This is a genomic window from Flavobacterium pectinovorum (assembly GCF_022802975.1).
Classification (GTDB): Bacteria; Bacteroidota; Bacteroidia; order Flavobacteriales; family Flavobacteriaceae; genus Flavobacterium; species Flavobacterium pectinovorum_B.
Window position 1 is genome coordinate 87,765 of sequence record NZ_JAFEVZ010000011.1, and the last position, 13,756, is coordinate 101,520.

Consider the following 13,756-nt stretch of genomic DNA (forward strand, 5'->3'; position numbering starts at 1 on the left):
GAAGTTAATTGTTTTAAACTCTTTTCTATTGAAAAAGAATACGCTGAAATATAGTTTTCCATTTATTTTTTTATTTTTTTTGATAGCCTGTTCTACCAAAAGAGATACTTTTTTGGCTAGAAATTCACATGCTTTAAGTACAAAATATAACATTTTGTACAATGGCGGAATTGCTTTAGACAAAGGATTAGCCACTATAAAAGGCAATAATCAGGATAATTTTTGGAAGATGCTGCCAATTGAAAAAATGCAGATCGATGACAATATTTCTGACAAGGAGAAAACTAAAAACCCTGACTTTGAACTTGCAGAAACCAAAGCAACAAAAGCAATTCAGAAGCATTCGATGAATATTGGCAGCAGGGAGAAAAACACTCAAATTGACGAAGCCTATTTAATGCTTGGAAAGGCACGTTATTATGATCAGCGTTTTATTCCGGCGCTCGAAGCATTCAATTATATTTTATACAAATACCCCAATAGCAGTAATATTTATACCGCTAAAATTTGGCGTGAAAAAACCAACATGCGTTTAGGAAACGACGCAATTGTGATAAAAAACATCAAGCTTTTATTAAAAAAGACAGATCTGGATAAACAAACATTTTCTGATGCAAATGCACTATTGGCCGAAGCTTTTTTAAATTTAGAAGAGAAAGACAGTGCCGTTACAAAACTAAAGATTGCTGAAAAATTTTCAAAAATAAACGAAGATAAAGCACGTTATCGTTTTATTTTGGGTCAGATGTATCAGGAAGCAGGCAAAAAAGACAGTGCGGCTTATTTTTATGATGCTGTAATCGACATGAATCGTAAAGCCGATCGAAAATACATGATGCAGGCTTATGCGAAAAAAGCGCAAATGTATGATTATGAAAATGGCAATGACACACTATTTATAGAAACCTATAATAAATTAGTGAACGATCGCGAAAACAGACCTTATTATGATGTGCTTTTTTATGAAATGGGAGTTTTCTTCGATAAAAAGAAAAATCAGGAAGACGCACTATTTTTTTACAATCAATCCTTAAAAAGAAAATCTCAGGATTCTTATTTAATTGCATCAGCTTACAGAAATATTGGTAATATGTATTTTAAAAATACAGATTATACGATGGCGGCTAAATATTATGACAGTACACTAGTAAAATTAGATCCAAAAACAAGAGAGTTCGCTTTTATCGAAAAAAACCGAAAAAATTTAGACAATGTTATCAAATACGAAGGAATTGCAAAACGCAATGACAGTATTATTAAGGTTAAGAATTTACCGGAAATTGAAAGAAAAACGTATTTTGAAAATTATATTGCAGAATTAAAAAAGAAAGACGAAGCGAAACGAATCATAGAAGAAAAAGAGAAAGAACGATTAGCAAATATTGAGCAAAACACAAATTCAAACAGTGCACCAGAAGCTGTAAATCCTCAGGCAGCAGGAAATAATTCACCAGTTGGTATGCCTGGAGCTTTCAATCCGCCAACCGGAAATGATGTGGCAAGTGTTTTCTATTTCTACAACCCATCAACAGTTGCTTACGGAAAAGTACAGTTCAAGAAAATGTGGGGTAACAGAGCATTAACAGGAAACTGGAGACTATCTTCTTCAAAAGCGAATACCAACACCGCTTTGACAGATTCTATAAGCATGAAGCAGGATTCTTTAAATGCCTTAAAGGAATTAATTGTTATCGAAAAATATACAACAGAGTTTTACGAAAAACAGCTCCCAACAACTCAGATTGCTATGGATAGTATTGGTAAAGAGCGAAACTTTGCCTACTATCAGTTAGGATTAATTTATAAGGAAAAATTTAAGGAATACGAGTTAGCCAGCGGTAAATTTGAACAATTGCTTCTTAATAATCCGGAAGAAAAATGGATCTTGCCATCGATGTATAATTTGTATAAAATATATCAAATTACGAATCCTGCCAGAGCCGAAAGAATAAAATCTGATATTATTGGCAATTATCCAAATTCGAGATATGCTCAAATTTTAAATAATACAAATCCTGAAAACGGCACAAATTTATCGCCCGAAAAGGAATATGAAAAATGGTATAAATTATTTCAGGAAGAACAGTTCGATGTTGTACTGGACAATATTGATAATTTAATAAATCAATATTCAGGAGATGAGATTGTCTCTAAATTTGAGTTGTTAAAAGCCAATACGTTAGGAAAAGTCAATGGTTTGGCTGCCTATAAAAAAAGTATGGAAGAAGTTGCGGATAATTACCCAAATAGTGAAGAAGGTAAAACTGCACGTGAACTTTTAGAAAAGCAAATTCCAACCCTGGAAAAACTTGATTTTACGAAAGTTGATGGAAAAAGCTGGAAAATTTTATATTTAGTTGGCAAAAACGATACTAAAACAGCTAAAAAAATTGAAGAGGCGATTAAAGTTTTTTTATTAATTGAAAATTTTGAAAGATTAACTACTTCTCTTGATAAGTACAACAGAACAGAAAGTTTTTTTGCAATTCACGGTATGAAATCTGAAGCTTATGCCAGAGATGTTGCAGGAGTTTTGAGAGATGATGAAAAATATAAAATTTCACATCCTTTTATTATTATATCAAGTGAAAATTATAAAATAGTTCAGATGAAGAAAAATCTTCAGACTTATTTAGCGCCAAAAACTCCATAATCATGTTTGAAAAAGCAAAAAAAAGCGGCACAGAGCTTTTAGGAAAAACCAACCGAATTGTTGAAGGAACTTCTATTATAGGAGATATTGTTTCTAAAGCTGATTTCAGACTGGATGGAGAATTGATAGGAAATTTTACTTCACAGGGAAAATTAGTCATTGGACCATCAGGTGTTATAAAAGGAGAAATTATTTGTCATAATGCAGATATTGAAGGAGAATTTCAGGGAAAACTAAAAGTTTTAGAAGTCCTTAATATAAAAGCAACAGCGCACATTCATGGAGAAGTGGCTGTTGGAAAATTGTCTATTGAACCCGGAGCCGAATTTACTGCAACTTGTACCATGCTTACAAATACGAAAGAAGTAATTTTAAAAGATGGAAAAGGAGCCGAACAAAAACCAAAGGAATAAATGGATAGCTCTCATTAATATTCCGATTCAAATGGGTGTTATTATTTTTTTGTTTTCATACTTGGGAACCTGGTTAGATGAAAATCATCCAAGCCCAAAAGTCTACTATAATAAGATATTAGTGATGGTTGGTGTTGGCCTTGCTTTGTATAATGTTATCCGTCAGGTAAACGAAATCAATAAGACAAAGTAAATTTACTTTTAAAAGGACTTTAAATAAATGTTGCATCTTTGCATAAAATTATTTCAAAATGCTTTTAAAAAATTACAAGCCCATTTTACATTTATTCTTTTTTGCTTTAGTATCCTATATTCTGCATAAAGCTGTTTTTATATTTTTTGATATCCCAAATCAAAACTTTCATTATAGTTTAGAATGGTTGTATTTGATTTTTTTCTTATTCAGCACAATGTTTTTTATTGTACTATTAAAGTTTACAACTAAAAATTTTGACAGTATCGGAATGATGTTCATGTTGGGGACTTTGATTCAAATGTTTTTTTGTTATTTAGTTTTGAGACCGATTTTAAATGATAAAATTCACAACGTGTCTGTTGAAAAAACTAATTTTTTTATAACATTTATTTTGTTTTTGTTATTTGAGACGCTTATAACTGTCCGATTATTAAATGAAAAGCGTTAAAATAAGGATTCTGTAAAACAAGGTTCAAAAATAATTTTTCATATCCTTTTGAATATTAATAAAAAATGTACCTTTGCACCAAATTTTAGAAACGTAAAAAAATAAGATTTTCAACAGATATGGTGATTTCAAACAAACCACTCAGATTTATCCTTGTAGCTTTAGTAGCTTGTCTTCCAATGTTAAGCTTTGCTAATGCAGAAAATGAAGCAGCTCACACTCAAACTGAAACAGCTCATGAAGCAGTTGCAGCAGGTCATCATGCAGAGCCAACAGATGTAAAATCTAAAATTAAGGCTTTTATTGGTCACCACGTTTTAGACTCTCATGATTTTACTTTGACTCAGGATGATGAGACAGGAAAATATTATGGTTTTCCATTACCGGTTATTATTTGGGATAATGGATTGCATATTTTTTCTTCAGCAAAATTTAACCATGGTCATACTGTAGCTGAATCAAAAGGAAATTATTATGCGATTAATCATCATGATGGTAAAATTTACAGAACAGATGCTTCTGGAGAAATTACTGAAGATGAAAAATCAGGTCACCCAACAAATGTTCGTCCATTAGATTTTTCTATTACTAAAACTGTAGTTTCTATTTTTGCAGCAGCATTATTAATGTTCTGGTTGTTTTCAAGTTTAGCAAAATCTTATGCTAAAAACGGAGGAATAGCTTCTGGTGCAGGAAGAATTTTTGAACCATTAGTAGTTTACATTCGTGACGAAGTTGCAATTCCAAATATTGGTGAGAAACATTACAGGAAATATATGAGTTATTTATTGACTATCTTTTTCTTTGTATTGTTTTTAAATATTTTCGGATTAACTCCACTAGGGATTAATGCTACAGGTAATTTAACCATTACGTTCTCTTTAGCGATCCTTACTTTCTTAATCACAAATCTTACAGCAAATAAAAATTATTGGGGACACATTTTCTGGATGCCGGGTGTGCCAAAACCAATGAGAATTATTTTAGCACCAATTGAATTGTTGGGGGTTTTCATCAAACCATTTTCATTAATGATTCGTTTGTATGCTAACATCTTTGCAGGTCACATAGTTTTAATGAGTATCATCGGATTAATGTTTATCTTTAAAAGCTGGATTGGAAGCAGTTTGTCTTTTGGATTGTCATTTGTACTTTCAATACTTGAAATTTTAGTTGCCTTTTTACAAGCCTATATTTTTACCATGCTGTCTGCACTTTATTTTGGTTCAGCAGTAGAAGAGCACCATCACGAAGAAGAAGCTCACCACTAAGTCGAAAGTTAAATGTCTAATGTTTGAAGGTTTATTAATAATGACTTTCAACTTTAAGACTTTGCAACTTTAGACTATTTAAGAAGAATGTTTAATTTTTAATATATTTATTATGGAAATTCCAAATATCGTTGGAGCAGGATTAATCGTAATCGGAGCAGCATTAGGAATTGGTAGAATTGGTGGTTCAGCAATGGACGCAATCGCTCGCCAACCAGAAGCTTCTGGAAAAATCCAAACAGCTATGCTTATCGCTGCTGCACTTATTGAAGGTATTGGTTTCGCTGCGTTATTCGCTGCTTAATTAAAACACAAAAAACAATAGTTGCAACGGTTGGTTGTAACTATTGTTTTAAAATTAAAACATTAAATTGCTTAGTGCAATTAAAAGGCATAATTTAAAATTTATAATCATATATAATGGATAAGTTAATATATCAGTTTGAGTTCGGTTTATTTTTCTGGCAAATATTAATATTTGTTGGATTAATTCTTTTGTTGAAAAAATTCGCTTGGAAACCAATTCTTGATGCAGTAAATGATAGAGAACAAGGTATTAAAGATGCATTACTTTCTGCTGAAAATGCAAGACAGGAAATGCAAAACTTACAGGCTGATAATCAAAGAATTTTAAACGAAGCTCGTGCAGAACGTGATGCAATGTTAAAAGAAGCTCGTGAAATGAAAGAGCAAATGATTGCTGATTCTAAAAACGAAGCACAAGCACAAGGTCAAAAAATGATCGAGCAGGCAAAAGCTGCTATCGAAAGTGAAAAAAATGCTGCTATGGCTGAATTGAAATCACAAGTTTCAACTTTATCATTGAGCATCGCTGAAAAATTATTGAAAGAAGAATTATCTAACAAAGAATCTCAAACTAAATTAGTGGAGAAAATGTTAGGTGACGTAAAGCTAAACTAAGATCATGGCAAGTACAAGAGCAGCAATTCGTTATGCAAAAGCAATTCTGGACTTAGCAAACTCTAAAGGTGTTGCCGAAGTTGTTAATAACGATATGAAATTAATCGCTTCTACAATTGATAAAAATTCAGAATTGAGTGACTTTATTCAAAACCCAACTACAAGGGTTGAAGTTAAAGAAAGTGCTCTTTTGGAAGTTTTTGCAAATGTAAATGGTGTAACCAAAGGTTTGTTTCATTTATTATTCGAAAACAAAAGATTTGAAATTTTAGAAGCAATTGCTGTAGAATACAGCAAAGTATTTGATGAAGGCAACGGAATAGAAGTAGCAAAAGTTACGACAGCAATCCCAATGGATGCTGCTTTAGAAGCTAAAGTTTTAGCTAAAATTGCAACTTTGTCAGATAAAAAAATAACAATAGAAAATATAGTAGATCCATCAATCATTGGAGGGTTTATTTTAAGAATAGGTGATCAACAATACAATGCTTCTGTTGCAAACAGATTGCAAGTATTAAAAAGAGAGTTAAGTAATTAGTTTTATTACACATAAAAGTGTCTAAATTATAAATTAAGATGGCGGAAATCAAACCTGCTGAAATTTCAGCAATATTAAGAAAGCAAGTAGAAGGTTTTGAATCTGGTGCTACGCTAGAGGAAGTAGGAACGGTACTTCAAGTTGGAGACGGTATTGCTCGTATTTACGGGCTGTCTAATGTACAATATGGTGAGTTAGTTGAATTCGATAACGGACTTGAAGCTATTGTATTAAACCTTGAAGAAGACAATGTAGGTGTGGTACTTTTAGGACCATCTACAGGTATCAAAGAAGGATCAACAGCAAAAAGAACACAACGTATCGCTTCTCTTAAAGTAGGTGAGCAAATGGTAGGACGTGTAGTAAACACTCTTGGTTTTCCAATTGATGGAAAAGGACCAATTGGTGGAGACTTATACGAAATGCCTCTAGAAAGAAAAGCTCCTGGAGTTATTTTCCGTCAGCCGGTAACTGAACCATTACAAACAGGAGTAAAAGCAGTAGATGCTATGATCCCGGTTGGTCGTGGACAACGTGAGCTTGTTATTGGTGACCGTCAGACAGGTAAATCAACTGTTTGTATCGATACCATCTTAAATCAAAAAGAATTTTATGATGCAGGGAAACCTGTATTCTGTATATATGTTGCAATTGGACAAAAAGCTTCAACTGTAGCAGGAATCGCTAAAATGTTAGAAGAAAAAGGGGCAATGGCTTATACAGTTATTGTTGCTGCAAACGCTTCTGATCCAGCTCCAATGCAAGTTTATGCTCCATTCGCTGGTGCTGCAATTGGAGAGTACTTTAGAGATTCTGGTCGTCCAGCTCTTATCGTTTATGATGATTTATCTAAACAAGCTGTTGCTTACCGTGAGGTTTCTCTTTTATTAAGAAGACCACCGGGACGTGAGGCTTATCCTGGAGACGTTTTTTACTTACACTCTCGTTTATTAGAAAGAGCTTGTAAAGTAATTGCTGATGATGGAATTGCTAAAAACATGAATGATTTACCGGATTCTATCAAGTCTATCGTAAAAGGTGGCGGTTCATTGACTGCTTTACCAATTATTGAAACTCAGGCTGGTGACGTTTCTGCCTATATCCCAACAAACGTAATTTCTATTACAGATGGTCAGATTTTCCTTGATGGAGATTTGTTCAACTCTGGAGTTCGTCCTGCAATTAACGTAGGTATCTCTGTATCTCGTGTTGGAGGTAATGCTCAGATTAAATCAATGAAAAAAGTTTCCGGAACTTTAAAATTAGATCAGGCTCAATTCCGTGAATTAGAAGCTTTTGCTAAATTTGGTTCTGACTTAGATTCTGTTACTTTAAACGTAATTGAAAAAGGAAAAAGAAACGTTGAGATCCTGAAACAAGGATTAAACGATCCTTATACAGTTGAAAATCAAGTTGCTATTATCTACGCTGGTTCTAAAAACTTATTAAGAAAAGTTCCTGTAAATAAAGTAAAAGAATTCGAAGCTGATTTCTTAGCTTACTTAAACAGCAAACATAAAGATACGCTTAACGCGTTGAAAGCTGGCAAGTTAGACGATAACATTACAGATGTTATTGAAAAAGCAGCAAAAGAAATTTCAGCAAAATATAACTAATTAGATAGTAAGTCAATTAGATAATTAGATAATGTCTCATGACTTTCTAATTATCTAATTTTCAAATTGTCACATTTTCTCATTAACAAATGGCAAATTTAAAGGAAATCCGTAATAGAATTACTTCCGTTTCATCGACGATGCAAATTACATCGGCAATGAAAATGGTTTCTGCTGCAAAGCTTAAGAAAGCACAAGATGCAATCACTGCAATGCGACCTTATGCCGAGAAATTAACGGAATTACTGCAAAATCTTTCTGCTACACTTGAGGGTGAAGTTGGTGGAGATTATACAACGCAGCGTGAAGTAAAAAAAGTATTACTTGTTGCTATAACTTCAAACAGAGGTTTATGTGGTGCATTTAATTCAAATGTAATTAAAGAAATCAAAAACCGTACAGAACTTTATGCTGGAAAACAGGTTGATGTTTTTCCTATAGGTAAAAAAGGAAATGATGTTTTAGCTAAAACTCATAAAGTTCATGGTCACCATAATGCAATTTTTGATCATTTAACTTTTGAAAATGTTGCTCATATTGCAGATAATTTGACTGAAAAATTCTTATCTGGAGAATACGATAGAATTGAATTGGTTTACAATCAGTTTAAAAATGCAGCTACTCAAATTGTTCAGGTTGAACAGTTTTTACCTTTAGCTCCAATTAAATCTGATAAACCAGTTTCTGCCGGAGATTACATTTTTGAACCTTCAAAGGAAGAAATCGTGTTGACTTTGATTCCTAAATCGTTAAAAACACAATTGTATAAAGGTATTCGTGATTCATTTGCTTCAGAACATGGAGCGCGTATGACAGCTATGCACAAAGCTACTGATAACGCTACTGAATTAAGAAACCAATTAAAATTAACTTATAACAAAGCACGTCAGGCTGCAATTACTAATGAAATCCTTGAGATTGTTGGTGGAGCTGAAGCTTTGAACGGATAATTTTAAAGCAAAAATACAAAAAGAGCCAGCATTAATTGCTGGCTCTTTTTTGTATTTAAGAATTCCCCATTATTCTTAAATTTAGATTTTAAAATGGTGATTCTGGAGAATTCTTTCCCCAAGAATCAGTACCATTTTAAAGATTTTTTTAGTGGATTAACCCACTTTGCTTTGTTTTTACGGGAACAAACTAGCTTTATCAATCCCAATGCTCACTTTTTTAAGGGTTATATTCAGCTCTAACAATCCCTGTGCTTTGTCTTTTATGGGAACAAACTAGCTTTATCAATCCCAATGCTCACTTTTTTAAGGGTTATATTCAGCTCTAACAATCCCTGTGCTTTGTTTTTATGGGAACAAACTAGCTTTATAAACCCAATGCTCTGTTTTTTTAAGGGTTACCTGTCAGCTCTAATCAATCCCGTGCTTTGTTTTAGGGTACAAATAGCTAAATTATCCCGGCTCTGTTTTTTATAGGTCACATATCAGCTGTATCAATCCTATTTGCTTTGTTTTTTTAAGGGGACAAAATTAGCTTTATTAACCCCAATGCTTTGTTTTTTTTTAAAGGGTTACATATCAGCTGTATCAATCCCTATATTCATTACAATTTTTTGATAAAAAAGATTTACTTTTTTAGTATTACAAATATTTGATTATATTATTAAAGTCACAATACCCACATTTAGTGATTTTTGACTTTTATTTTAATTAAGATTTATTATAAATTTATAAAATTGTGTTTTTAGTAATGTTTCTTAATTGTAATTTAATTGTTATTATACTGATAAAGCATTGACAAACAGACTATAAAGCAAAAAGCCAACAAAAATGCTGGCTCTTGAATATCGTATATTTTTAAAATTTGATGATGACTTATAAAATGGTGATTTTCAATTTCCCCAAAAAATTGAAAATCAATACCATTTTATAAAATTATTAAACAGATTATTAAACCTGTACTGCTTTGTCTTTTATGGGAACAAACTAGCTTTATTAGTCCCAGTGCTCTGTTTTTTTAAGGGTTACATTTCAGCAGAATCAATCCCTTTGCTTTGTCTTTTATGGGAACAAACTAGCTTTATTGGTCCCAGTGCTCTGTTTTTTTAAGGGTTACATTTCAGCAGAATCAATCCCTTTGCTTTGTCTTTTATGGGAACATACTAGCTTTATTAGTCCCAGTGCTCTGTTTTTTTAAGGGTTACATTTCAGCAGAATCAATCCCTTAAGTTTTGTCTTTATGTAGAGACAAATTAGCTTTCTAAAGCTTTGTCACAAAATTAAAAAGAGAGTGTTGAAAAGAGATTATATAATTTTGGGCACTTTTTATATATTTCACATATAAGAGCCTGCTTAAAATTTATTTGTTGGCTTTCTTATAATGATTTTCGGCTACAACTTCGTTAAATTTTTATACAATAGTGCTGCTATTCTATAAAAATTTGCCTCATTTCGATCAAAAATCCTTTAATAATAAATCTCAAAAATAAATTTTAAACAGGCTCTAAGTAATTTTTTAAATCTCTTATTCAACATTTTTACTACAATTTGAGTTGTTGTCTGACTTATTTCATTTTTTTTCATTTTTAAAAATAACAGAAATCTAAAATTGATATAAAGTTTTTTTATTGAACCTCCAAAACCATATAATAAACCAAAGAATTGGTTATTTTTGTTTTTACAAACTTTATTATTTTTATTTTGGGATTATATAAAAATCTATTTAAACAAACAGCCATTTACGGATTAGCAACTGTATTGCCTAGAATGCTAAGTTTTTTATTGGTCAGGTTATATACGGGTATTTTGCCAACTGCTGAATATGGTGAAGTTTCGATTGTTTTATCCTGGATGGTTTTCTTTAACGTAATACTTTCTTACGGAATGGAAACTGCTTTTTTTAGATTTTACAGTGCCGAAGATGATAAAAAAAATGTAATTGCAACTGCAACGATATCAGTATTTTGGACTTCAATTGGATTTTTATTTGCGGCTTTAATTTTTAGAAATACATTGGCTAACTGGGCCGAAGTCGATACGCAATATGTTACCTATTCAGTTTGGATATTAGTTTTGGACGCATTGGTTTTAGTGCCATTTTCTAAACTCAGAGCGAACCAGAGACCTATGGTTTACGCAGCTATTAAAATTGGAAATGTCATTATAAATCTTTTGCTGAATATATTTTTCTTACTGTATTTGCCTAAACTGGCAACTGACAATCCGAATTCTGTATGGGATAATTTATATGTTGAGAATTTTCAGATTGCCTATATCTTCATTGCAAATCTTCTGGCAAGTTTAGCTACATTTATTGTGCTTTCGCCAAATTATCTTTCATTGGGAAGAAAATTTGATCCTGTGCTTTGGAAAAAAATGATGAAATATGGTTTGCCAATTCTTGTTGCCGGAATTGCATTTGCTGTTAACGAACATTTTGATAAAATTTTATTGGGTTATTTATTACCTGAAAATTTAGCAAAGTCAGAAGTTGGAGCTTATTCTGCCTGTTACAAATTAGGATTGTTTATGGTTTTGTTTGCTACAGCTTTCAGACTCGGAATAGAACCTTTCTTTTTCAGTCATGCAAAAAATGAAAATGCGCCACAAACCTATGCCGTTATCACTAAATATTTTGTGATTTTAGGATCACTGATTTTATTGGGAGTTATTGTTTTTGCGGATATTTTAAAATTACTGCTGCTGGATAACAAATCTTATTGGGAGGCCATGAAAGTTGTTCCGTTAATTATTTTGGCCAATTTCTTTTTAGGAATTTATAACAATTTATCTGTCTGGTATAAATTGACGGATAAAACAAAAATAGGAGCTTACATTTCTATCGTTGGTGCTGTGGTAACATTGCTTTTAAATTATTTATTAATTCCAAAATACAGTTATTACGGATCAGCAATTGCAACGATTTCAGCTTATGGAAGCATGATGCTTATTTCGTATGTTTTAGGAAATAAATATTATCCGATACCTTATGATATGAATAAAATTGGAGCTTATTTAGGGATTTCAATCGTATTTTCAGCTATTTCTTTTTATTGGTTTAGAGAAAATTATTTTGTTGGAATTCCGTTACTTTTAGGATTCATTTATTTTGTTTATCATAACGAAAAAGACACTATCAAAGGAATTATGAATAGAAAGTAATGCCTTATTTAACTTTTAAAATAAAAAATGAAAATACAAATTATCAATAAATCACAGCACGATTTACCAAACTACGAAACAATTGCTTCGGCAGGAATGGATTTACGAGCCAATTTAACGGAATCAATAACCTTAAAACCATTAGAGAGAACGATCGTAAAAACAGGTCTTTTTATTGAACTGCCAATTGGTTACGAAGCACAGGTTAGACCCAGAAGCGGCCTGGCGGCTAAAAAAGGTATAACCGTTTTGAATTCTCCAGGGACAGTAGATGCTGATTACAGAGGAGAAATAGGTGTAATTTTAGTAAATTTATCCAACGAAGATTTTGTAATCGAAAATGGTGAGCGAATTGCACAATTGATTATTGCTAAACACGAAAGAGCAGAATGGATTGAAGTTGAGGAATTGTCAGAAACTTCAAGAGGCGAAGGCGGTTTCGGAAGCACAGGAGTAAAATAGAAATTTAATAATTTAAGAATTGAAAAATTAAAAGAATAGCAAATCTTTCAATTTTTCAATTTTTTTAATCTTTTTCAATACAAAAATGAAAATAATCGTTCCAATGGCAGGTCGCGGATCGAGACTACGACCTCATACTTTAACTGTTCCAAAACCATTAATTCCGGTTGCAGGAAAATCTATCGTTCATCGTTTGGTCGAAGATATTGCCAAGATTCTAAAAGAACCAATAGAAGAAGTTGCCTTTATTTTAGGTGATGAAGCTTTTTTTGGAGCTGATTTGGTTGAGAGTTTACAAGAACTGGGAGCAAGTTTAGGAGCAAAAGCATCTATTTATCGTCAGGATTTACCATTAGGAACAGGACACGCTATTATGTGTGCCAAGGATTCTTTGTCAGGACCGGCCGTAATTGCTTATGCTGATACTTTAATCAGGGCGGATTTTGAACTGGATCCGGCTGCTGATGCCGTAATCTGGGTAAAACAAGTAGATCAGCCGGAAGCATTTGGTGTAGTAAAATTAAACCCGAATAATGAAATCATTGAACTGGTAGAAAAACCAAAAGAATTTGTTAGTGATTTAGCGGTTATCGGAATTTACTATTTTAAAGAAGTTGGAGATTTGAAAAAAGAACTTCAGAGTGTTTTGGATAATAATATTCAGAATGGTGGAGAATATCAAATCAACGATGGAATTAAAGCTATGATGGCAAACGGAAAAGTTTTTAAAACCGGAAGCGTTGACGAATGGATGGATTGTGGGAACAAAGATGTAACGGTTGAAACGAATTCTAGAATGTTAGGTTTTTTGCATAATGATGGAGAACATTTAGTGGATTATAATGTGATTTTAGAAAATTCAACCATTATTCCGCCTTGTTATATTGGAGAAAATGTAGTCTTGAAAAATGCAACAGTGGGACCAAATGTTTCCTTAGGAAAAGGAACACGTGTAGAAAACAGTACCATAAAAAATAGTTTGGTTCAGACAAATTCGCATATAAAAAATGCTGATTTAGATAATGCCATGATTGGAAATCACGTTAGTTATGACGGAAAATTTACCAGTATCAGTATTGGAGATTATTCGGTTTTAGAATAATACAGTAATTTGAAGTGAAATTAT

General features: G+C 32.3%; 12 protein-coding genes. All 12 read left to right on the top strand.

The genetic code is table 11. The features are described 5' to 3' along the window. Positions 1-112 precede the first annotated feature (112 nt). The 12 genes from FLV_RS15285 (at position 113) to FLV_RS15340 (ending at position 13,732) form a co-directional block, all read left to right on the top strand. Positions 113-2,653 (top strand): tetratricopeptide repeat protein, encoded by a 2,541-nt coding sequence (locus FLV_RS15285; RefSeq protein ID WP_410745976.1) that lies wholly within the window; start codon positions 113-115, stop codon positions 2,651-2,653. Positions 2,654-2,655: 2 nt separating this feature from the next. Continuing rightward, positions 2,656-3,066: a polymer-forming cytoskeletal protein gene (locus FLV_RS15290; RefSeq protein ID WP_243235049.1), complete on the top strand. Its 411-nt coding sequence runs from the start codon at positions 2,656-2,658 to the stop codon at positions 3,064-3,066. Continuing rightward, the gene (locus tag FLV_RS15295) at positions 3,032-3,259 is read left to right on the top strand and encodes an AtpZ/AtpI family protein (RefSeq protein WP_243235050.1); all 228 of its coding nucleotides are present in this window, start codon (positions 3,032-3,034) and stop codon (positions 3,257-3,259) included. Before FLV_RS15290 ends, FLV_RS15295 begins: the two co-directional genes overlap by 35 nt. Positions 3,260-3,829: 570 nt before the next feature. Further along, positions 3,830-4,981 (top strand): F0F1 ATP synthase subunit A, encoded by a 1,152-nt coding sequence (gene atpB, locus FLV_RS15300; protein WP_243235051.1) that lies wholly within the window; start codon positions 3,830-3,832, stop codon positions 4,979-4,981. A 112-nt stretch (positions 4,982-5,093) separates the two neighbouring features. Further along, the gene (atpE, locus tag FLV_RS15305) at positions 5,094-5,285 is read left to right on the top strand and encodes an ATP synthase F0 subunit C (RefSeq protein ID WP_163396160.1); all 192 of its coding nucleotides are present in this window, start codon (positions 5,094-5,096) and stop codon (positions 5,283-5,285) included. Between the two features lie 116 nt (positions 5,286-5,401). Further along, on the top strand, positions 5,402-5,902 hold the full coding sequence (locus FLV_RS15310) for a F0F1 ATP synthase subunit B (RefSeq protein ID WP_110346470.1): 501 nt from the start codon (positions 5,402-5,404) through the stop codon (positions 5,900-5,902). Positions 5,903-5,906: 4 nt separating this feature from the next. Then, positions 5,907-6,440: an ATP synthase F1 subunit delta gene (atpH, locus tag FLV_RS15315; protein WP_243235052.1), complete on the top strand. Its 534-nt coding sequence runs from the start codon at positions 5,907-5,909 to the stop codon at positions 6,438-6,440. Positions 6,441-6,478: 38 nt separating this feature from the next. Next, the gene (gene atpA / locus FLV_RS15320) at positions 6,479-8,056 is read left to right on the top strand and encodes a F0F1 ATP synthase subunit alpha (RefSeq protein ID WP_243235054.1); all 1,578 of its coding nucleotides are present in this window, start codon (positions 6,479-6,481) and stop codon (positions 8,054-8,056) included. Positions 8,057-8,145: 89 nt separating this feature from the next. Beyond that, a complete protein-coding gene (gene atpG / locus FLV_RS15325; protein WP_243235055.1) occupies positions 8,146-9,006 on the top strand; it encodes an ATP synthase F1 subunit gamma in 861 nt (286 codons plus the stop codon). 1,701 nt (positions 9,007-10,707) lie between these two features. Beyond that, a complete protein-coding gene (locus tag FLV_RS15330; RefSeq protein ID WP_243235058.1) occupies positions 10,708-12,168 on the top strand; it encodes a lipopolysaccharide biosynthesis protein in 1,461 nt (486 codons plus the stop codon). Positions 12,169-12,195: 27 nt separating this feature from the next. Continuing rightward, positions 12,196-12,630 carry a dUTP diphosphatase gene (gene dut / locus FLV_RS15335; protein ID WP_243235059.1) on the top strand — a complete coding sequence of 145 codons (435 nt, stop codon included), beginning with the start codon at positions 12,196-12,198 and terminating at the stop codon, positions 12,628-12,630. Between the two features lie 85 nt (positions 12,631-12,715). After that, positions 12,716-13,732, top strand: a complete 1,017-nt coding sequence (locus tag FLV_RS15340; RefSeq protein ID WP_243235060.1) for a sugar phosphate nucleotidyltransferase — start codon at positions 12,716-12,718, stop codon at positions 13,730-13,732. The last annotated feature ends 24 nt before the right edge of the window (positions 13,733-13,756 follow it).

What these genes read in the sequence shown, in the direction of transcription:
- FLV_RS15290 (WP_243235049.1), top strand. Translation starts at nt 2,656, where the DNA reads ATGTTTGAAAAAGCAAAAAAAAGCGGCACAGAGCTTTTAGGAAAAACC.
- FLV_RS15295 (WP_243235050.1), top strand. Translation starts at nt 3,032, where the DNA reads ATGGAAAAGGAGCCGAACAAAAACCAAAGGAATAAATGGATAGCTCTC.
- atpB (WP_243235051.1), top strand. Translation starts at nt 3,830, where the DNA reads ATGGTGATTTCAAACAAACCACTCAGATTTATCCTTGTAGCTTTAGTA.
- atpE (WP_163396160.1), top strand. Translation starts at nt 5,094, where the DNA reads ATGGAAATTCCAAATATCGTTGGAGCAGGATTAATCGTAATCGGAGCA.
- FLV_RS15310 (WP_110346470.1), top strand. Translation starts at nt 5,402, where the DNA reads ATGGATAAGTTAATATATCAGTTTGAGTTCGGTTTATTTTTCTGGCAA.
- atpH (WP_243235052.1), top strand. Translation starts at nt 5,907, where the DNA reads ATGGCAAGTACAAGAGCAGCAATTCGTTATGCAAAAGCAATTCTGGAC.
- atpA (WP_243235054.1), top strand. Translation starts at nt 6,479, where the DNA reads ATGGCGGAAATCAAACCTGCTGAAATTTCAGCAATATTAAGAAAGCAA.
- atpG (WP_243235055.1), top strand. Translation starts at nt 8,146, where the DNA reads ATGGCAAATTTAAAGGAAATCCGTAATAGAATTACTTCCGTTTCATCG.
- dut (WP_243235059.1), top strand. Translation starts at nt 12,196, where the DNA reads ATGAAAATACAAATTATCAATAAATCACAGCACGATTTACCAAACTAC.
- FLV_RS15340 (WP_243235060.1), top strand. Translation starts at nt 12,716, where the DNA reads ATGAAAATAATCGTTCCAATGGCAGGTCGCGGATCGAGACTACGACCT.